Origin of the sequence: Enterobacter cloacae (assembly GCF_013375935.1) — a bacterium.
GTDB classification, from domain to species: domain Bacteria; phylum Pseudomonadota; class Gammaproteobacteria; order Enterobacterales; family Enterobacteriaceae; genus Enterobacter; species Enterobacter pasteurii.
This window is the reverse complement of sequence record NZ_CP056117.1, coordinates 4,130,992-4,149,200: the sequence shown is the minus strand read 5'-3', so window position 1 is coordinate 4,149,200 and position 18,209 is coordinate 4,130,992. Positions and strand designations below refer to the sequence as shown.

The window sequence follows — 18,209 nt, the reverse complement described above, 5'->3', positions numbered from 1 at the left end:
TCCTTAGCTTTGCGCGACTTTTCCCGGAATAAACGCGTTCGCCACCGCTTCGCCCTGCAGCTGAAGCTGCCGCGGCTGCGGAATGTCCGGAACAGCGACATCCAGATGCGGGAACAGCAGTTCGCCCACCCTGTATGCTTCTTCCAGATGCGGATAGCCGGAGAGGATAACGCTGTCGATGCCCAGCTCCGCGTATTCATTGATGCGTGCCGCTACGGTTGGGCCGTCACCTACCAGCGCCGTACCGGCGCCGCCGCGCACCAGACCTACGCCGGCCCACAGGTTCGGGCTGATTTCCAGATTTTCTCGCCTGCCGTTGTGCAGCGACGCCATCCGGTGCTGACCCACGGAGTCGGTACTGGCAAACGCCGCCTGTGCCCTGGCGATGGTGTCGTCGTCCAGATGGGAAATTAACCGGTCGGCGGCCTGCCAGGCCTCTTCGCTGGTTTCGCGCACAATCACGTGCAGGCGAATACCGAAGCGCACCTTGCGGCCATGTTCAGCCGCTTTAGCGCGTACCTGGGCGATTTTTTCCTTCACCAGCGCAGGCGGCTCGCCCCAGGTCAGATAGAGATCGACCTGCTCAGCGGCCAGATCCTGCGCCACGTCCGATGAACCACCGAAATAGAGGGGAGGGCGCGGCTGCTGAACCGGCGGGAAGTAGAGTTTCGCATCCCGAACGTGGATATGTTTTCCTTCGAAGGTGACGGTTTCACCCTCCAGCAGCCGCCGCCAGACGCGTGTGAACTCGGCGGAGGCTTCATAACGTTCGGTGTGATCGAGGAACACGCCGTCTCCCGCCAGCTCCTGCGGATCGCTGCCGGTGACCAGATTGAACAGCGCGCGCCCGTTGGATAGCCTGTCCAGCGTTGCCGCCTGACGCGCCGCGACGGTTGGCGATACCACGCTCGGGCGCAGCGCCACCAGGAATTTCAGACGCTGGGTGACGGGGATCATTGAGGCGGCAACCAGCCAGGCATCCTCGCACGAGCGGCCCGTCGGGATCAGCACCCCGGTAAAACCGATGCGGTCTGCCGCCTGTGCTATCTGCTGAAGGTAGCCGTGGTCGACCGGGCGAGCACCTTCTTCTGTGCCAAGATAGCGTCCATCACCGTGGGTGGGTAAAAACCAGAAAAGATTCAGACTCATGATTTTTTTCCTTCAGTGCCTGCGGGTTGCCAGATGCGTTCGCGAATATTTACCTGCTTTGGAACCAGGCGGTTTTGATAAAAAAGATCTGCCGTTTGCTGCTGGAGGGCGGCAACGCGCGCGTCAACCGGGGCGATGGTGGTTGGTGGACGGTGGTCAAGGTAGGTGGCAATCACCGGCTCAGGCAAGCCCATGGTTTTTGCGAGCAGCGTTACGCTCTGCTGACGCTGGGTCTGGGTCAGCGCATCGGCCTGCGTGAAGGTATCGAGCACCTCCTGAATAAAAGCGCCGTTCTTTTCGGCGTACGGACGCGCTGCCAGGTAGAACGAACCCGTCTGTTTCAGGGACGTGCCGTCTTTCAGCACCCGCACGCCGCCCTGCAGCAGGGCGGCAGAGTAGTACGGATCCCAGATAGCCCAGGCATCAACGTTCTTTTGCTGGAACGCCGCGCGCGCATCGGCAGGCGTCAGGTAAACGGGCTGGATATCGGTGAACGACAGGCCAGCCTCCTGCAACGCGCGCAGCAGCAGGTTGTGCGAGCTGGAGCCTTTCTGGAAAGCAACCTTATGCCCTTTCAGATCGGCGACGCGTTTAATCCCGCTATTTTCCGGCACCAGGATCACCTCTGCCTTGGGCTTCGCGGGTTCAACGCCAACGTAAACCAGATCCGCCCCGGCTGCCTGCGCAAAGATCGGCGGAATGTCGCCGGTGCTGCCTAAATCAATACTCCCGACGTTCAGCGCCTCCAGCATTTGGGGGCCGGCAGGGAATTCGACCCAGGAGAATGTGGTGTCCGGGAAGCGTTTTTCCAAAAGCGCGTGGCTTTTCGCCAGCACCATGCTGACGCTGCCTTTCTGATAGCCAATGCGCAGGCTCTCCGGTGCGGCCTCCGCCGCGTGTGCCAGCGACGCGACTGCCAGCAGGCCCGCCAGCCCGATACGGGTAAGGATTTTAAACATGCGCTACTCCTTGTGGTTGACGACGTGCCTCTGCATGGCGTTCCCGGCGGTTCAGGGCGTGCCAGAAGGTATCAAGCGCGCTGTCGAGGCGGGTTTGCAGGTTCGGGGTGAAGTGTGGCTTGTGCTGGTAGTCAATAACCTGTGAGTCGTCTGCGAAGACGCCGTGCAGGATCTCCTGCGCCTTCAGCGCGTTCAGTACGGGCTTGAGGGCGTAATCCACCGCCAGCAAATGGGCCACGGTACCGCCGGTGGCCAGCGGCAGGACGACCTTGCCGTCCAGCGCGCGTTCGGGCAGCAGGTCGAGCAGGGTTTTCAGCGCACCCGAAAAAGAGGCTTTATAAATGGGCGTCGCGACGATCAGTCCATCCGCGCCTTTAAGCTGTTCTGTCAGGGTTTTCAGCGCCGGGCTGTCAAAGCGGGCGTAGAGCAGATCCTCAGGGTCGAAATTGTGCAGATTCCAGTGGCATACCTCCACATCCAGAGCATTAAGCTTATCGCGGGCGTATTCCAGCAGGGTGCTGGAGCGAGAGGGGAAGCGCGGGCTTCCGGCCAGAGTAATGACGCGCATGGTTGCTCCTTATAACTAATTGTTTGCTTTTATCTAACATTCATAACAATTTTCAGGAGTGTGACATTGCGCCGTTATTCCACTAAATGATTTATCCTCAGGTGAAATGCCAAAAAATGCATAAGAAGCCTTCCCGAAGGAAACGATTGCGTTTTACTCGGCTTTTTTTGCCACAGGTCAATTCCCTTTCCGTGCCGGATCGCACATAATCCCCTCCCGGTTTGCACACCGGGAATCCAGGAGAGTTCATGTACTACCCCTTCGTTCGTAAAGCCCTTTTCCAGCTCGATCCAGAGCGCGCTCATGAATTGACGTTTCAGCAGTTACGCCGCATTACCGGAACGCCTTTAGCGGCGCTGGTGCGCCAGAACGTGCCGGAAAAACCTGTGCAGTGCATGGGCCTGACCTTCAAGAATCCGCTGGGCCTCGCGGCCGGCCTGGATAAAAATGGCGAATGCATTGATGCACTCGGTGCGATGGGCTTTGGCTCGATCGAAATCGGGACGGTGACGCCGCGCCCGCAGCCGGGTAACGACAAGCCGCGCCTGTTCCGCCTGGTCGAAGCCGAAGGGCTGATCAACCGCATGGGCTTTAATAACCTCGGTGTCGATCATCTGGTAGAGAACGTAAAAAAAGCCCATTTTGATGGCGTGCTGGGTATTAATATCGGTAAAAATAAAGACACCCCAGTCGAGCAGGGTAAAGATGACTATCTGATTTGTATGGAAAAAGTCTACGCCTATGCCGGTTATATCGCGGTGAATATTTCATCACCAAACACCCCAGGGCTGCGTTCATTACAATATGGCGAAGCGCTCGACGATCTTCTCAGCGCCATTAAAAATAAACAAACGGAGCTGCAGGCGAGCCACCATAAATATGTTCCGGTCGCGGTTAAGATCGCCCCGGATCTTTCTCCTGAAGAATTGATCCAGGTTGCCGACAGTTTAGTTCGCCATAATATTGATGGTGTTATTGCGACCAATACGACGCTCGATCGATCCCTCGTTCAGGGAATGAAAAACTGTGACGAAGCGGGTGGTTTAAGCGGCCGTCCGGTACAATTAAAAAGCACCGAAATTATTCGCGCACTTTCTGCGGAATTAAAAGGCCAGCTGCCGATTATTGGGGTGGGCGGCATTGATTCCGTCATCGCTGCGCGTGAGAAGATGGCGGCGGGCGCATCGCTGGTGCAAATTTATTCCGGCTTTATTTTTAAAGGGCCGCCGTTGATTAAAGAAATTGTCACCCATATCTAATCTTTTCTCTTAATCAGACAACCAGGGCTTTATTTCCAGCCCTGGTTGTTTTATATTCCGTCATTGTTGCTTATTTAGACATTATAGTCTTTTATTACTAGTGTTATAAACGAAGCGGCAAACAGGACATTTTTAGTACAGGACGTTTGGGGACGGGAGAGAAACATGCGAATTAAACCTGACGATAACTGGCGCTGGTATTATTGCGAAGAGCATGACCGAATGATGCTCGACTTAGCCAATGGCATGTTGTTTCGCTCTCGTTTTGCGCGCCGGATGCTCACGCCAGACGCGTTTGCCCCCTCAGGCTTTTGCGTTGACGATGCCGCGCTCTATTTCTCTTTTGAAGAAAAATGCCGCGATCTCGATCTCTCCAAAGAACAGCGCGCCGAACTGGTATTAAACGCGCTGGTGGCAATCCGCTTTCTGAAACCCCAAATGCCGAAAAGCTGGCATTTCCTCGCGCACGGCATGAGCTGGACCCCGGCCACGGGCGATGCGGCCAGCGTGAGCCTGAGCGATACCGAAGAAGAGGTGAGTTTGCTGGTGGTTGAACCCGGCGAAAACGCCGCGCTCTGTTTGCTGGCACAGCCCGGCGTGACCATTGCCGGGCGAGTGATGCAGTTAGGTGATGCCATCAAGGTAATGAACGACAGGCTGAAGCCACAGCTGCGCGTAGATTCCTTCAGCCTCGAACAGGCGGTTTAAGCTTCCAGCTGTACGGACGTTTTCGGTACGCAGCTACAGCACAGGATCGTGCCGTCATTGCCAATCGCGGATTTCTTCAGAGCACTCACCTCACCGTCTACCAGCCTGATGCGGCAGCATCCACAAATTCCCGCCCGACAGGAATACGGTACGCGAATACCCGCCTGCTCCAGCTGCTCCAGTAGTACCTGCTGATTGTTACCCCGGATAACCTTGCCTTCCCAGTGAATATCCACCGCGGAAGCGACGTTGGTCACGGCGTCGACCATCTCTTCTTCCTGACCTGCGCCATACACGCGTGCCGGGCCGCGGGTGAGGATTTCGACCTCGTCGCCCACGCGGATCGCGCCGCTTGAGCGGGGGATCAGGTTCTGACCGAAATCGACGTCGCCGCTGTCCTGCGCGGTACGGAATGACTGCAACGTTTTCAGCGGTTCGCCGGAAGGATGCTTCTGGCCTTTTTCCGGGCTGACGGTGGTGAAAATACAGCGGCTGCACGGTTTCACCACGTCAAAAATCACGCTGCCGATGCGGATCGTTTTCCAGGTATCTTCATCCCAGGCATCCGCTCCGGTCACCACCAGATTCGGGCGAAACTGCTCCATCTGCACGCTGGCTTTACAGCGGTTTTGTAGGTCGCGAAGCGAGGCCTCGTTGGTCAGCAGGAACGGAAAACCGTCCGCGAAGGAGAGGGGGACCGCGTTGTGGCGCTTAACGCGACGGGTCAGGGCTGGCCCAACCCAGCGCAGCTGAACGTTACGGGAGAAAAAGCCGCTCAGCCACTGGTTTATAGCGTCCGGGGCGATACGCGCGGTAAAATGATTCCCCCACACTTCCGTTGGCGCATCCACCGGCGCAAAATCGGTAAAGCGAACCACCGCGCTCGATCCGTCCGGCGCGGTCAGGTGCAAACCGTCATGAAGCGGGGAAGGGGTAAAGCGAACCATCTGCGGGAACTGGCGTGCCGTAATGAACGTACCGTCAGGCTCGGTGACCATAAATATGCGATCGAAGGCAAATCCGCTTATATCGGCCAGCGCGTGCGTAACGCCGATACCGCGCATGGATTTCACCGGATGAATAAAAAGCCTGGATAACGTCGCCACTGCACACTCCCGCAAAAGAAAATAAGCCTTCAACTTTATGACATACACGCCATATTAGCTATAATGCGCGACAATTTTCTAAGAGTAAAAGTGACGATATGAATTCTCTGTTTGCCAGTACGGCCCGTGGGCTGGAAGAGCTGTTAAAAACTGAACTGGAAGGCCTGGGCGCGAGAGAGTGCCGGGTGGTTCAGGGTGGTGTCCATTTTGAGGGCGACACGCGGCTTATTTACCAGAGCCTGATGTGGAGCCGTCTGGCGTCGCGCATCATGCTGCCGATGAAAGAGTGCAAGGTCTACAGCGATCTTGATCTCTACACCGGCGTACAGATGATCGACTGGACAGAGATCTTCACCCCGGACGCCACCTTTGCGGTGCATTTCAACGGCGTCAACGATGAGATCCGCAACAGCCAGTACGGTGCTCTGCGCGTCAAAGACGCCATTGTCGACTGCTTCACGCGTCGAAATAAGGAACGCCCGAACGTTGACCGCGAAAACCCGGATCTGCGTATCAACGTCTGGCTGAACGGCGACACCGCCAGCATATCCCTGGATCTGAGCGGCGCGGGCCTGCATCTGCGCGGCTATCGCGACCGCACCGGGATGGCGCCCATAAAAGAAACGCTGGCTGCGGCCATCGTCATGCGCTCCGGCTGGCAGCCGGGTACGCCGCTGCTCGATCCGATGTGCGGTTCCGGCACGCTGCTGATTGAAGCCGCGATGCTGGCTACCGACCGTGCGCCAGGCCTGCACCGTGGACAGTGGGGCTTTAAAGGCTGGGCACAGCACGATGAAGCCCTCTGGAAAGAGGTGAAGGACGACGCGCAGACCCGCGCGCGCAAGGGGCTGGCGGAGTACACGTCTCGCTTTTATGGTTCGGACAGCGATGCCCGCGTCATTGAACGCGCCCGCAGCAACGCCCGCCGCGCCGGGATTGGCGAGCTGATTCAATTTGACGTCAAGGACGTTGCGAACCTGACCAACCCGCTGCCTAAGGGCCCGTACGGTACGGTGATCAGCAACCCGCCTTACGGCGAACGTCTGGGCAGCGAGCCGGCGCTGATTGCGCTGCACAGCCTGCTGGGCCGCAACATGAAAGCGCATTTCGGCGGCTGGAATCTCTCCCTGTTTAGCGCCTCGCCGGAGCTGCTGAGCTGCCTGCAGCTGCGTGCGGATCGCCAGTACAAGGCGAAAAACGGCCCGCTGGACTGCGTGCAGAAAAACTACCATCTGGCCGAGACGGCGGCGGACAGCAAGCCCTCCGGCGTAGCGGAAGATTACGCCAACCGTCTGCGCAAAAACCTGAAGAAATTTGAGAAGTGGGCGAAGCAGGAAGGGATCGAATGCTATCGCCTGTACGACGCTGACCTGCCGGAATACAACGTGGCGGTTGACCGCTATGCGGACTGGGTGGTCGTTCAGGAGTATGCCCCGCCGAAAACCATTGATGCGCAAAAAGCGCGTCAGCGTATGCTGGACGTCATTGCGGCGACCATCGCCGTGCTCGGCATTTCGCCAAACAGGCTGGTGCTGAAAACCCGTGAACGTCAGAAAGGTAAAAATCAGTATCAGAAAATGGGCGAGAAGGGCGACTTCATCGAAGTGGGCGAATATAATGCTCGCCTGTGGGTTAACCTGACCGACTATCTTGATACCGGCCTGTTCCTCGATCACCGTATCGCCCGCCGCATGCTGGGCCAGATGAGCAAAGGCAAAGATTTCCTTAACCTCTTCTCATACACCGGCAGCGCCAGCGTGCATGCAGGGCTTGGCGGCGCGCGCAGTACCACCACGGTGGATATGTCCCGCACCTATCTGGAGTGGGCGGAGCGCAACCTGCGTCTCAACGGCTTAACCGGGCGTCAGCATCGTCTGTTGCAGGCCGACGTGCTGGGCTGGCTGCGCGATACGGATGAACAGTTCGATCTGATCTTTATCGATCCACCGACGTTCTCTAACTCCAAGCGCATGGAGGATAGCTTTGATGTTCAACGCGATCACCTGCGCCTGATGACCGACCTGAAGCGCCTGCTGCGTAAGGGCGGCACCATTATGTTCTCGAACAACAAGCGCGGATTCCGCATGGATCACGACGGCCTGGCCGAACTGGGACTGAAAGCACAAGAAATCAGCCAAAAAACGCTGTCTCAGGACTTTGCCCGTAACCGTCAAATCCACAACTGCTGGCTTATCTCCGCGGTCTGAAAGGAAAAATAAATGTCTTTAATTAGTATGCACGGCGCGTGGCTCTCCTTCAGCGACTTGCCGCTTCTCGATAATGCAGAGCTGCATATCGAAGATAACGAGCGCGTCTGCCTGGTTGGCCGTAACGGCGCGGGCAAATCGACGCTGATGAAAATCCTTAACCGCGAGCAGGGGCTGGACGATGGCCGCATTGTTTACGAACAGGATCTGATCGTCTCTCGTCTGCAACAGGATCCGCCGCGTAACGTCACCGGCAGCGTTTATGATTTCGTGGCGGAAGGTATTTCTGAGCAGGCGGAATACCTGAAGCGCTACCACGAGATTTCGCATCTGGTGATGACTGACCCGAGCGACAAGAATCTCAACGAGCTGGCTAAGGTGCAGGAGATGCTCGATCACCACGGCCTGTGGCAGCTGGAAAACCGCATTAACGAAGTGCTGGCGCAGCTTGGCCTCGAAGCGGATATGGAGCTGTCGGCGCTGTCCGGCGGCTGGCTGCGTAAAGCGGCGCTGGGCCGTGCGCTGGTGAGCGGGCCTAAGGTGCTGCTGCTGGACGAACCGACGAACCACCTGGATATCGAAGCGATTGACTGGCTGGAAGGTTTCCTGAAAACCTTTAACGGCACCATTATCTTTATCTCGCACGACCGTTCGTTTATTCGCAATATGGCGACACGCATCGTCGATCTCGACCGCGGCAAGCTGGTGACCTATCCGGGCGATTACGATACCTACCTGCTGGAGAAAGAAGAGAACCTGCGCGTGGAAGAGCTGCAAAATGCTGAGTTCGACCGCAAGCTGGCGCAGGAAGAGGTGTGGATCCGTCAGGGCATTAAAGCGCGTCGTACCCGTAACGAAGGCCGCGTTCGCGCCCTGAAGGCGATGCGTCGCGAACGCAGCGAACGCCGTGAGGTGATGGGCAGCGCCAAAATGCAGGTTGAAGAGGCGTCCCGCTCCGGCAAGATTGTCTTCGAAATGGAAAACGTTAACTATTCGGTCGACGGTAAAGTGCTGGTGAACGATTTCTCCGCGCGGGTACAGCGCGGCGACAAAATTGCGCTTATCGGCCCGAATGGCTGCGGTAAAACCACGCTGCTGAAGCTGATGCTGGGCCAGCTTCAGGCCGACAGCGGCCGTATTCACTGCGGCACCAAGCTGGAAGTGGCGTACTTCGACCAGCACCGCGCCGAGCTGGATCCAGACCGCACGGTGATGGATAACCTTGCCGAAGGTAAGCAGGAGGTGATGGTTAACGGCAAGCCGCGCCACGTGCTGGGCTACCTTCAGGACTTCCTGTTCCATCCAAAACGCGCCATGACCCCGGTGCGCGCGCTGTCCGGCGGGGAGCGTAACCGTCTTCTGCTGGCGCGTCTGTTCCTGAAACCAAGCAATTTACTGATCCTCGATGAACCGACGAACGACCTGGATGTCGAAACGCTGGAGCTGCTTGAAGAACTGATTGATGGCTATCAGGGCACGGTGATGCTGGTTAGCCACGACCGTCAGTTCGTGGATAACACCGTGACCGAGTGCTGGATCTTCGAAGGCGAAGGCCGGATTGGTCAGTATGTTGGCGGCTATCACGACGCGCGCGGGCAGCAATCCCAGTCCATGGCGCAAAAACAGGCCAGGACCAAAAGCGTAGCGGAACCCGTTGTTGCAAAAGCTGAAACGGCCAAAAAATCACCGGCTAAAATGAGCTATAACCTGCAGCGCGAACTGGAAGGCCTGCCGCAGCGTCTGGAAGAGCTGGAAGCCGCGCTGGAAGCGCTGCAGATTCAGGTTGCTGATGCGTCATTCTTTACGCAGCCTCACGACTATACTCAGAAAGTACTGGCTGAGCTCTCCCAGGCCGAGCAGGCGCTGGAGGAAGCGTTTGAGCGCTGGGAGTATCTTGAGTCTCTGAAAAACGGCGCATAAACAGGGATAAACTATGTGTGACCAGCACCATGCCGATCGGCATATTCTATGCTCGCAGTGCGATATGCTTGTGGCGTTGCCAGAGCTTGGTCACGGACACAAGGCTGCCTGCCCACGCTGTGGGGCGACGCTGACAACCGAGTGGGACGCGCCCAGGCAGCGTCCTACCGCTTATGCGCTGGCAGCGTTATTCATGCTGCTGCTCTCCAATCTCTTCCCTTTCATCTACATGAAGGTGGGGGGGATGACCAGCCAGGTAGATTTACTGGAAATCCCGAACGTCATGTTCTCGGAGGACTACGCCAGCCTCGGCACCTTCTTCCTGCTGTTCGTGCAGATAGTTCCGGCCTTTTGCCTGGTCGTCATCCTGCTGCTGGTTAACCGCGTCAGGATGCCGCTCTCCCTCAAAATCAAACTCGCGCGCGTTTTGTTCCAGCTGAAAAGCTGGGGGATGGCGGAGATCTTTCTGGCGGGGGTACTGGTCAGCTTCGTGAAGCTGATGGCCTACGGCGACGTGGGAATTGGCAGCAGCTTTATTCCCTGGTGCCTGTACTGCGTGCTGCAGCTGCGCGCCTTTCAGTGCGTAGACCGACGCTGGGCCTGGGACGATATCGCCCCGGCGCCGACGCTGTCGCAGACGGTTAAGGTGGGCGTGCCGGGCATTCGTCAGGGGCTTCGCTCCTGCTCCTGCTGCACCGCCATCCTGCCCGCAGAGGTCGAGGTGTGTCCGCGCTGTGAAACAAAGGGGTACGTGCGGCGTAAAAATAGCCTGCAATGGACGATGGCGCTGCTGGTGACCTCCATCATGCTTTATCTGCCCGCCAATATCCTGCCGATCATGATCACCGACCTGCTCGGCGACAAAATGCCTTCGACCATCCTGGCCGGGGTTATTTTGCTGTGGGGGGAAGGGTCGTACCCGGTTGCGGGGGTGATTTTCATCGCCAGCATTATGGTGCCGACCTTAAAGATGATTGCGATTGCCTGGCTTTGCTGGGATGCGAAAGGGCACGGAAAGCGCGACAGTGAACGTATGCACCTGATTTATGAGGTTGTGGAATTTGTTGGCCGCTGGTCGATGATTGACGTGTTTGTGATAGCGGTTCTCTCTGCGCTGGTGCGCATGGGCGGGCTGATGAGTATTTATCCCGCGATGGGAGCGCTGATGTTTGCGTTGGTCGTCATTATGACCATGTTTGCGGCCATGACCTTCGACCCTCGTTTATCGTGGGATCGTGAGCCCGAGACAAGCCATGAGGAAGAGTAAGAGCATGGAAAATAAGAGTGGAGAGGCTAAAGTGCAGAAGGTCAGAAACTGGTCGCCGGTGTGGATATTCCCCATCGTGACCGCGCTGATCGGCGCATGGATCCTGTTTTATCATTACAGCCATCAGGGCCCGGAAGTCACGCTAATCACCACCAATGCAGAAGGCATTGAGGGCGGTAAAACCACCATCAAAAGCCGCAGCGTGGATGTGGGCGTGGTCGAAAGTGCGACCCTGACGGATGACTTAACCCATGTAGAAATTAAGGCTCGCCTGAATGCCGGCATGGAAAAACTGCTGCATGAAGATTCCGTCTTTTGGGTGGTTAAACCTCAGGTCGGCCGTGAAGGGATCAGCGGGTTAGGAACGCTCCTGTCAGGGGCTTACATTGAGCTTCAGCCTGGCAACAAGGGTATCCAGCCCGCGAGCTATGAGCTGCTGGACTCTCCGCCGCTTGCGCCGCCGGACGCTAAGGGGATCCGCGTCATTCTGGACAGTAAAAAAGCGGGCCAGCTTTCGCCGGGCGATCCTGTGCTGTTCCGCGGCTACCGCGTCGGTTCGGTTGAGACCAGTACGTTCGATCCGCAAAAGCGGACCATCAGCTATCAGCTTTTCATCAATGCGCCGAACGACCGCCTGGTGACCAGCAACGTGCGCTTCTGGAAAGACAGCGGGATCGCGGTCGATCTGACTTCGGCGGGGATGCGCGTAGAGATGGGGTCACTCACCACCCTGTTTGGCGGGGGCGTCAGCTTTGACGTACCGGAAGGTTTGGATCTCGGACAGCCGGTGGCGGAGAAAACCGCCTTCAGGCTGTTTGACGATCAGAAAAGCATTCAGGATGCGCTCTATACCGATCACATCGACTATCTGATGTTCTTTAAGGATTCGGTGCGTGGCCTGCAGCCGGGAGCGCCGGTCGAGTTCCGCGGTATCCGTCTGGGGACAGTGGGACAGGTGCCTTACTTTGTTCCGGGTCTTAAGCAGATGCTTGATGATGATTACCGTATTCCGGTGCTGATCCGCATTGAGCCTGAGCGTTTGATTAACCAGATTGGTCAGGATCAGGATATCGGCGAGCACATCACCGACCTGATGAACCGCGGTCTGCGCGGCTCGCTGAAAACCGGTAACCTGGTGACGGGGGCGCTGTATGTCGATATGGACTTCTATCCAAAAGCGCCACCAATGACGGGGATCCGCGAATTTGGCGGTTATAAAATTATCCCTACGGTGAGCAGTGGCCTGGCGCAGATCCAGCAGCGCCTGATGGAAACGCTGGATAAGATTAACAATCTGCCGCTGAATCCAATGCTTGAGGCTGCAACGGGATCGCTGCAACAGAGCCAGGCGACGATGCGACGTCTGCAAACCACGCTGGATAATATCAACAAGCTCACCGCCAACCAGTCCATGCAGCAGCTGCCGCAGGATATGCAGAAAACGTTGCGCGAACTGAACCGCAGTATGCAGGGCTTCCAGCCTGGTTCAGCGGCCTACAACAAAATGGTGGCGGACATGCAGCGTCTTGACCAGGTCTTACGCGAGCTCCAGCCAGTGTTGAAAACGCTCAACGAGAAGAGCAACGCGCTGGTGTTTGAAGCGAAAGATAAAAAGGATCCTGAGCCTAAGAGGGCGAAACAATGAAAAAATGGCTAACTATCGTGGGCGCGCTGGTATTAACGGCCTGTAGCTCGGGAAGTGATAACAAAAGCTACTATCAGCTGCCCATGGGCGCGCAGCCGGGCGCTCAAAGCATCGCCTCGCAGGGCAGCCGGCTGCTGTGGGTCGAGCAGGTTGCGGTACCGGATTATCTGGCAGGCAACGGGGTGGTTTACCAGACCAGCGACGTGCAGTACGTGATCGCCAGCAATAACCTGTGGGCCAGCCCGCTGGATCAGCAGTTACGCAATACGCTGGTGGCAAATCTGAGCGGTCAGCTCCCCGGCTGGGTCGTGGCCTCACAGCCTTTGGGAAGCGATCAGGACACGCTGAATGTTAACGTAACGGGCTTCCACGGCCGCTATGACGGTGCCGTTGTCATCAGCGGGGAGTGGCTGCTGAACCATCAGGGACAGCTGATCAAGCGTCCTTTCCATCTTGAGCTGAAGCAGCAAAAAGATGGATATGACGAGATGGTGAAAGTGCTCGCACAGGGATGGGCGCAGGAGTCGGCCGCCATTGCCAGAGAGATTTCCCGGCTGCCATAAGTAAAATTCATAGTCGTAAGCCGCTCTCAGCTTGTCGCTGATTGCGGCTTTTTTTCGTTTTGGCTTCAGGCTGTTACTTGTGCCGCATCACATTTTTTGTACAAACGATCTTCCGCATAGCTCACAAATATGACACCCGTATGAATTTTGAACGTTGACGCTGAGGCTGATTCGGGGTATTCGTTAACTGTGCTTGCACATATTGCAACCACTGTTTTCTTTCCACCAGACAAAAGAATGAGGGAAACGAGGCATGAAGAGACAGAAACGAGATCGCCTGGAAAGGGCTCATCAACGTGGTTATCAGGCTGGCATCGCCGGACGTTCAAAAGAAATGTGTCCCTACCAGGCCTTAAATCAAAGGTCTCAATGGTTAGGGGGCTGGCGAGAAGCCATCGGAGACAGGGCAGTACTTGCCTGATACCGTCTCTTTAAAAAGAAACCTCCGCAATGCGGAGGTTTCGCCTTTCTGGAGGAGGCTAAAAGCCGCTATCAGAAAGCAGAGGTATCCTGGAACAGACCCACTTTCAGATCGTTCGCGGTATAGATCAGACGACCATCAACCAGCACTTCGCCATCCGCCAGGCCCATAATCAGACGACGGTTAACGATGCGTTTGAAATGGATGCGGTAGGTGACTTTCTTCGCGGTCGGGAGAACCTGACCGGTGAATTTCACTTCACCAACGCCCAGCGCGCGGCCTTTGCCTTCACCGCCAAGCCAGCCCAGATAGAAGCCAACCAGCTGCCACATTGCATCGAGGCCGAGGCAGCCAGGCATTACCGGATCGCCAATAAAGTGGCAACCGAAGAACCACAGGTCCGGGTTGATATCGAGTTCTGCTTCTACGTAACCCTTATCAAAGTTGCCGCCGGTTTCGGTCATTTTCACGACACGGTCCATCATCAGCATATTTGGGGCCGGTAACTGCGGGCCATTCGCGCCAAACAGTTCACCGCGACCAGAGGCAAGAAGGTCTTCTTTAGTATAGGATTCGCGTTTATCTACCATGTTCTCAGTAAGCCTTATTTTAGTGAAGGACGCAGGATAGCTAACACGTGTACGCTGAACAAGTCCGATCAGTTTGCACTAAACCAACTTAACCAGCGTAACGGCCACGGATAACGATGACGAGCATCCTGCTGTGTCGCCTGAGCAATACGTTCCTGAATGGTCTGCATCAGGGTGGTCTGTCCTTCGCCATCCCAGACCAGGTTTGTCAGTAAGGGTAGTGCATCATCAACGCCTTCGATGGCCCAGATGAAGAATTGTTCCTGCTCTACCGCGTCCAGAATCGCCTGGCTCAGGCTCAAATGACGGGCGTTAGGGGCTGGAATAATAACGCCCTGTTTGCCGTTTAAACCGCGCTGCTCGCAGATGGCAAAGAAACCCTCAATTTTTTCATTCAGTCCGCCGACCGGCTGGGCACGACCAAACTGATCCACGGAGCCGGTGATCGCGATGTTCTGATTGATTGGCACTTCTGCCAGGGCACTGATCAGCGCGCACAGCTCGGCCATGGAGGCGCTATCGCCGTCGACTTCACTGTAGGACTGCTCGAAGGTCAGAGAGGCAGAGAAGGGGATCTGTTGCTCAAGCTGGAGTTCAGACATAAGGAAGGCCTGCATAATCATCATGCCTTTGGCATGAATGTTTCCGCCCAGCTCGGCCTTGCGTTCGATATCGGTAAATTCGCCGTCACCAACGTGCACAACACAGCTGATGCGGGAAGGCTCGCCAAAGGCGCGCGGGTGCCCCGGGAACTCGATAACGGACAAGGCGTTGATCTGCCCGATACGTTCGCCTTCGGTTTCCACCAGAATTTGCTCCAGCAGAATTTCATCCTGCATACGGTCAGCAAGATAGCCTTCACGCCATTCGCGCTGGGCCAGCATCTGGGTAAACTGCTCGCCGCTAAACGCGCCGCTGCCGCTGATGACGCCTACTTCACGCAGCTGTTTGCCAATCCAGAGCGGGCAGAGCGGCAGGGTTTCCCGATCGCCGGTATAGCGCACGGCCTCGCGGATTAAGCCGGGCCACGCGTCGTCGGCCGGTGAGGGCAGGGCAAAACGTTCTGCCACGTCCATAACCCAGCTGCACCACTGCGCCATGTCATCGGCATCGGCAATCTGGATATTGTCTTCGTATTCACTGTATACGGCCTGTTCCGCGAGTTCTGGCTCCATTTCCTGGAAATCAGCCAGAGATTCGCGGTCACCCGTCAGCACAACGGTCAGCGAGAGCGGCATCGACGGGACGGATACAGGCAGCGGACGCGAATCGTCGTAGCCAATCCAGTCAAAACGCTGCTGCGTTACTACCATTTTCAGGCGCATCCACAGCAGAGGCTGTGCAAGTAGGGTGCGAAGGGAAATCAGCAGCACGCCGCCGTTCGCGCGGTGTACCAGCCCCGGCTGCAGCGACACTTCACCATTAAACTGACGAAGGCAGCCAAACAGCTGCTCGGCTTCCACCCAGCTGGCGGTAATCACCTCGCCTTTTGCGGCGAAAAGCCCGTCGGCCTGCGTTGACGGTTCGAACGTGACGTCGCGTCCGGCAACATGATAGCGACCGCCAAAAACGGCGTTCGTTTTCGGCTGCAACTGGCGCATGGCATCACCGAGAAGCGTCAGATACTCGGCTTCTTCCGGGGCTTTGAGCAGCATGAAAGGAGATGTCGCCCAGGGGGACGTCATCTGCTCCAGCGCGTAATGCAAACGCGGTTGTGTCTCGCTAAGTATGTATTCGTGTTCTTTTGTGAGGTCTGGCTGTGCAAACAGCTCCTGATAGCTCTCGGTATCCGGAACCAGGTCACGCCATGCAAGTTTCGTAATGGTCAAAGTTGATGTTTTTTAGTCAGATGTAAAACCGTGGAGTATACCGTAAGCGGTGCACTCTGCCCAATCAGGATTCGGGATTTCGTCATGCAGATAGCCTGTCGTGTTTCACAGGATATGATTTCTTTTCAGCAGATTGCCAAAAAACTGATATTCTGAACAGAGTTACACGGTAACACTGAGATCGCAATGAAATATCAACAACTGGAAAACCTCGAAAGCGGCTGGAAATGGAAGTACCTGGTCAAAAAGCACCGTGAAGGGGAGCTGATCACCTGCTACATCGAAGCCAGCGCGGCACAAGAAGCTGTGGATATGTTGCTGACCCTCGAAAACGAACCGGTACAGGTCAACGGCTGGATTGAGAAACACATTAATCCGGCCCTGTTGAACCGGATGAAGCAAACTATCCGTGCGCGACGTAAGCGGCACTTCAATGCTGAACATCAGCACACCCGTAAAAAATCCATCGACCTGGAGTTTATGGTCTGGCAGCGTCTGGCCGGGCTTGCGCAACGTCGCGGGAAAACTTTGTCTGAAACGGTGGTGCAGCTGATTGAAGATGCCGAACACAAAGAAAAATATGCCAGCCAGATGTCGACGCTGAAGAACGATTTGCAGGCACTGCTGGGTAAAAAATGACGTTTTTACGTTTGTTCAGATAATAAAAAACCCCGCATAGCGGGGTTTTTTTATAAGACGATAACTTATGCCGCAGGCTGAGTTACAACGTCTTTGATACCTTTAACTTCGATCTCTACGCGACGATCTGGTGCCAGGCAGTCGATCAGTGCAGCGCGTGGTTTCACGTTGTCACAGGTAGAACCGGTAACTGGGTTAGATTCGCCCATACCACGTGGGGAGATCTTGTTAGCTGGGATACCTTTAGATACCAGGTAATCAACTACAGACTGTGCACGTTTCTCAGACAGACCCTGGTTGTAAGCGTCAGAACCGATACGGTCGGTGAAGCCCAGAACCACTACAGAACCGTCTTTAGGATCCAGGTTGCTCAGCTGGGTGTACAGCTGATCCAGCGCCTGCTGACCTTCTGGTTTCAGGGACGCTTTGTTGAAGTTGAACAGAACGTCAGACTTCAGAGTGAAGTGCTTGGTCTGTACTTCTGGAGCTGGAGCCGGAGCTGGAGCTACGACTGGCGCATCTTCCTGCTGACCGAAACGGTAAGAAACACCAACGCTCAGCATGCCGTTGTCTGGACGAACGCCAACGGTAGCACCGTCACCGATGTTGTTAACCCACTGGTATTCCAGACGGGTAGCGATGTCACGGGTCATTGCCCACTCAACGCCGCCAGCGAATACTGGAGAAACACCAGTGTCGTGGTCGTCACCAGCGATGCTGTTGCTGGAGTCTGCACGCCATACCATGCCGCCCAGACGGGTGTACACGTCCAGATCGTCAGTTACTGGGTAACCCAGTTTAGCGGTCAGCTGTACGCCTTGAGCTTTGAAAGCGCCATTTACGTTGTCGCCTTTGTAAGGCATACGACCTAACCAGTCGTAACCCATTTCAAAGCCAACATACGGGTTAACCTGATAGCCACCGAACGCACCTGCACCCAGCTGGCTCTCGTGAGTAGGGCCATCGTTGTTCAGGTCGCTGTTGTACCAACCAGTGTCATGGAACTGAGACCAGCCCAGTTTACCACCTGCATACCAGGTATTATCTTTCGGAGCGGCCTGCGCTACGGTAGCGAAGCCAGCCAGTGCCACTGCAATCGCGATAGCTGTCTTTTTCATTTTTTGCGCCTCGTTATCATCCAAAATTTGCCATGAATATCTCCGTCAGAGAAATCACGGTTAAATCCTTCACCGGGGGGCGTGGTCAAATATAAACCTACCGATATCTTCGGCTTAGGCCGAGCACCCCTGGCGATGTAAAGTCTACAACGTAGCTGAAAACTTACAAGTGTGAAGTCCGTCAGGCATATGAAAAAAAAAGGTCCGTATACCCAATATTTAACATTTTTTGAACGAATTTTGTGCAGTAAAATTAACGAG

The 18,209-nt window shown here is 56.0% G+C and carries 16 protein-coding genes; 9 read left to right on the top strand and 7 right to left on the bottom strand.

Annotated features, from left to right (window positions below):
- Nucleotides 1–3: 3 nt before the first annotated feature.
- Genes ssuD through ssuE form a run of 3 tightly spaced genes read right to left on the bottom strand, consistent with a single transcriptional unit; the run spans nucleotide 4 to nucleotide 2,676 of the window.
- On the bottom strand, nucleotides 4–1,149 hold the full coding sequence (gene ssuD / locus HWQ14_RS19585) for an FMNH2-dependent alkanesulfonate monooxygenase (RefSeq protein ID WP_148421012.1): 1,146 nt from the start codon (nucleotides 1,147–1,149) through the stop codon (nucleotides 4–6).
- Complete coding sequence (locus tag HWQ14_RS19580) at nucleotides 1,146–2,108, bottom strand: sulfonate ABC transporter substrate-binding protein (protein WP_176610714.1); 963 nt, start codon at nucleotides 2,106–2,108, stop codon at nucleotides 1,146–1,148. Before HWQ14_RS19580 ends, ssuD begins: the two co-directional genes overlap by 4 nt.
- The gene (gene ssuE, locus HWQ14_RS19575) at nucleotides 2,101–2,676 is read right to left on the bottom strand and encodes an NADPH-dependent FMN reductase (RefSeq protein WP_176610713.1); all 576 of its coding nucleotides are present in this window, start codon (nucleotides 2,674–2,676) and stop codon (nucleotides 2,101–2,103) included. Before ssuE ends, HWQ14_RS19580 begins: the two co-directional genes overlap by 8 nt.
- A 248-nt stretch (nucleotides 2,677–2,924) precedes the next feature.
- Between ssuE and pyrD the strand changes: the two genes are divergently transcribed.
- Nucleotides 2,925–3,935, top strand: coding sequence for a quinone-dependent dihydroorotate dehydrogenase (gene pyrD, locus HWQ14_RS19570; protein WP_148421006.1), 1,011 nt, complete (start codon nucleotides 2,925–2,927; stop codon nucleotides 3,933–3,935).
- A 165-nt stretch (nucleotides 3,936–4,100) separates the two neighbouring features.
- Entirely contained in the window at nucleotides 4,101–4,643 is a 543-nt protein-coding gene (zapC, locus tag HWQ14_RS19565; RefSeq protein ID WP_148421004.1) for a cell division protein ZapC, read from the top strand.
- Here the strand turns inward: zapC and HWQ14_RS19560 are convergent.
- Nucleotides 4,640–5,749, bottom strand: a complete 1,110-nt coding sequence (locus tag HWQ14_RS19560; RefSeq protein WP_176610712.1) for a YcbX family protein — start codon at nucleotides 5,747–5,749, stop codon at nucleotides 4,640–4,642. The genes zapC and HWQ14_RS19560 overlap by 4 nt on opposite strands.
- A gap of 98 nt (nucleotides 5,750–5,847) precedes the next feature.
- Between HWQ14_RS19560 and rlmKL the strand changes: the two genes are divergently transcribed.
- The 6 genes from rlmKL to rmf all read left to right on the top strand — a co-directional run bounded on the left by rlmKL (nucleotide 5,848) and on the right by rmf (nucleotide 13,772).
- Nucleotides 5,848–7,956 (top strand): bifunctional 23S rRNA (guanine(2069)-N(7))-methyltransferase RlmK/23S rRNA (guanine(2445)-N(2))-methyltransferase RlmL, encoded by a 2,109-nt coding sequence (rlmKL, locus tag HWQ14_RS19555; protein WP_176610711.1) that lies wholly within the window; start codon nucleotides 5,848–5,850, stop codon nucleotides 7,954–7,956.
- A gap of 12 nt (nucleotides 7,957–7,968) precedes the next feature.
- On the top strand, nucleotides 7,969–9,876 hold the full coding sequence (locus HWQ14_RS19550) for an ABC transporter ATP-binding protein (RefSeq protein ID WP_176610710.1): 1,908 nt from the start codon (nucleotides 7,969–7,971) through the stop codon (nucleotides 9,874–9,876).
- Between the two features lie 13 nt (nucleotides 9,877–9,889).
- Nucleotides 9,890–11,143 carry a membrane integrity-associated transporter subunit PqiA gene (gene pqiA / locus HWQ14_RS19545; protein WP_148420996.1) on the top strand — a complete coding sequence of 418 codons (1,254 nt, stop codon included), beginning with the start codon at nucleotides 9,890–9,892 and terminating at the stop codon, nucleotides 11,141–11,143.
- 4 nt (nucleotides 11,144–11,147) lie between these two features.
- Nucleotides 11,148–12,788: an intermembrane transport protein PqiB gene (gene pqiB / locus HWQ14_RS19540; protein ID WP_148420994.1), complete on the top strand. Its 1,641-nt coding sequence runs from the start codon at nucleotides 11,148–11,150 to the stop codon at nucleotides 12,786–12,788.
- A complete protein-coding gene (gene pqiC, locus HWQ14_RS19535; RefSeq protein ID WP_148420992.1) occupies nucleotides 12,785–13,351 on the top strand; it encodes a membrane integrity-associated transporter subunit PqiC in 567 nt (188 codons plus the stop codon). Before pqiB ends, pqiC begins: the two co-directional genes overlap by 4 nt.
- A 253-nt stretch (nucleotides 13,352–13,604) precedes the next feature.
- On the top strand, nucleotides 13,605–13,772 hold the full coding sequence (gene rmf / locus HWQ14_RS19530) for a ribosome modulation factor (RefSeq protein ID WP_003858162.1): 168 nt from the start codon (nucleotides 13,605–13,607) through the stop codon (nucleotides 13,770–13,772).
- A gap of 71 nt (nucleotides 13,773–13,843) precedes the next feature.
- On the opposite strand, the gene fabA is transcribed toward rmf, so the two are convergent.
- Together fabA and HWQ14_RS19520 are read right to left on the bottom strand one after the other, a co-directional pair.
- A complete protein-coding gene (fabA, locus tag HWQ14_RS19525) occupies nucleotides 13,844–14,362 on the bottom strand; it encodes a bifunctional 3-hydroxydecanoyl-ACP dehydratase/trans-2-decenoyl-ACP isomerase (protein WP_148420990.1) in 519 nt (172 codons plus the stop codon).
- Between the two features lie 68 nt (nucleotides 14,363–14,430).
- Nucleotides 14,431–16,191: an AAA family ATPase gene (locus tag HWQ14_RS19520; protein ID WP_176610709.1), complete on the bottom strand. Its 1,761-nt coding sequence runs from the start codon at nucleotides 16,189–16,191 to the stop codon at nucleotides 14,431–14,433.
- A gap of 186 nt (nucleotides 16,192–16,377) precedes the next feature.
- On the opposite strand from HWQ14_RS19520, the gene matP reads away from it, so the two are divergent.
- Nucleotides 16,378–16,830 carry a macrodomain Ter protein MatP gene (matP, locus tag HWQ14_RS19515; RefSeq protein ID WP_006809347.1) on the top strand — a complete coding sequence of 151 codons (453 nt, stop codon included), beginning with the start codon at nucleotides 16,378–16,380 and terminating at the stop codon, nucleotides 16,828–16,830.
- 65 nt (nucleotides 16,831–16,895) lie between these two features.
- Here the strand turns inward: matP and ompA are convergent, their stop codons facing one another.
- Complete coding sequence (ompA, locus tag HWQ14_RS19510) at nucleotides 16,896–17,948, bottom strand: porin OmpA (RefSeq protein ID WP_176610708.1); 1,053 nt, start codon at nucleotides 17,946–17,948, stop codon at nucleotides 16,896–16,898.
- Between the last annotated feature and the right edge of the window lie 261 nt (nucleotides 17,949–18,209).

What these genes read in the sequence shown, in the direction of transcription:
- ssuD (WP_148421012.1), bottom strand. Translation starts at nt 1,149, where the DNA reads ATGAGTCTGAATCTTTTCTGGTTTTTACCCACCCACGGTGATGGACGC.
- HWQ14_RS19580 (WP_176610714.1), bottom strand. Translation starts at nt 2,108, where the DNA reads ATGTTTAAAATCCTTACCCGTATCGGGCTGGCGGGCCTGCTGGCAGTC.
- ssuE (WP_176610713.1), bottom strand. Translation starts at nt 2,676, where the DNA reads ATGCGCGTCATTACTCTGGCCGGAAGCCCGCGCTTCCCCTCTCGCTCC.
- pyrD (WP_148421006.1), top strand. Translation starts at nt 2,925, where the DNA reads ATGTACTACCCCTTCGTTCGTAAAGCCCTTTTCCAGCTCGATCCAGAG.
- zapC (WP_148421004.1), top strand. Translation starts at nt 4,101, where the DNA reads ATGCGAATTAAACCTGACGATAACTGGCGCTGGTATTATTGCGAAGAG.
- rlmKL (WP_176610711.1), top strand. Translation starts at nt 5,848, where the DNA reads ATGAATTCTCTGTTTGCCAGTACGGCCCGTGGGCTGGAAGAGCTGTTA.
- HWQ14_RS19550 (WP_176610710.1), top strand. Translation starts at nt 7,969, where the DNA reads ATGTCTTTAATTAGTATGCACGGCGCGTGGCTCTCCTTCAGCGACTTG.
- pqiA (WP_148420996.1), top strand. Translation starts at nt 9,890, where the DNA reads ATGTGTGACCAGCACCATGCCGATCGGCATATTCTATGCTCGCAGTGC.
- pqiB (WP_148420994.1), top strand. Translation starts at nt 11,148, where the DNA reads ATGGAAAATAAGAGTGGAGAGGCTAAAGTGCAGAAGGTCAGAAACTGG.
- pqiC (WP_148420992.1), top strand. Translation starts at nt 12,785, where the DNA reads ATGAAAAAATGGCTAACTATCGTGGGCGCGCTGGTATTAACGGCCTGT.
- rmf (WP_003858162.1), top strand. Translation starts at nt 13,605, where the DNA reads ATGAAGAGACAGAAACGAGATCGCCTGGAAAGGGCTCATCAACGTGGT.
- fabA (WP_148420990.1), bottom strand. Translation starts at nt 14,362, where the DNA reads ATGGTAGATAAACGCGAATCCTATACTAAAGAAGACCTTCTTGCCTCT.
- matP (WP_006809347.1), top strand. Translation starts at nt 16,378, where the DNA reads ATGAAATATCAACAACTGGAAAACCTCGAAAGCGGCTGGAAATGGAAG.
- ompA (WP_176610708.1), bottom strand. Translation starts at nt 17,948, where the DNA reads ATGAAAAAGACAGCTATCGCGATTGCAGTGGCACTGGCTGGCTTCGCT.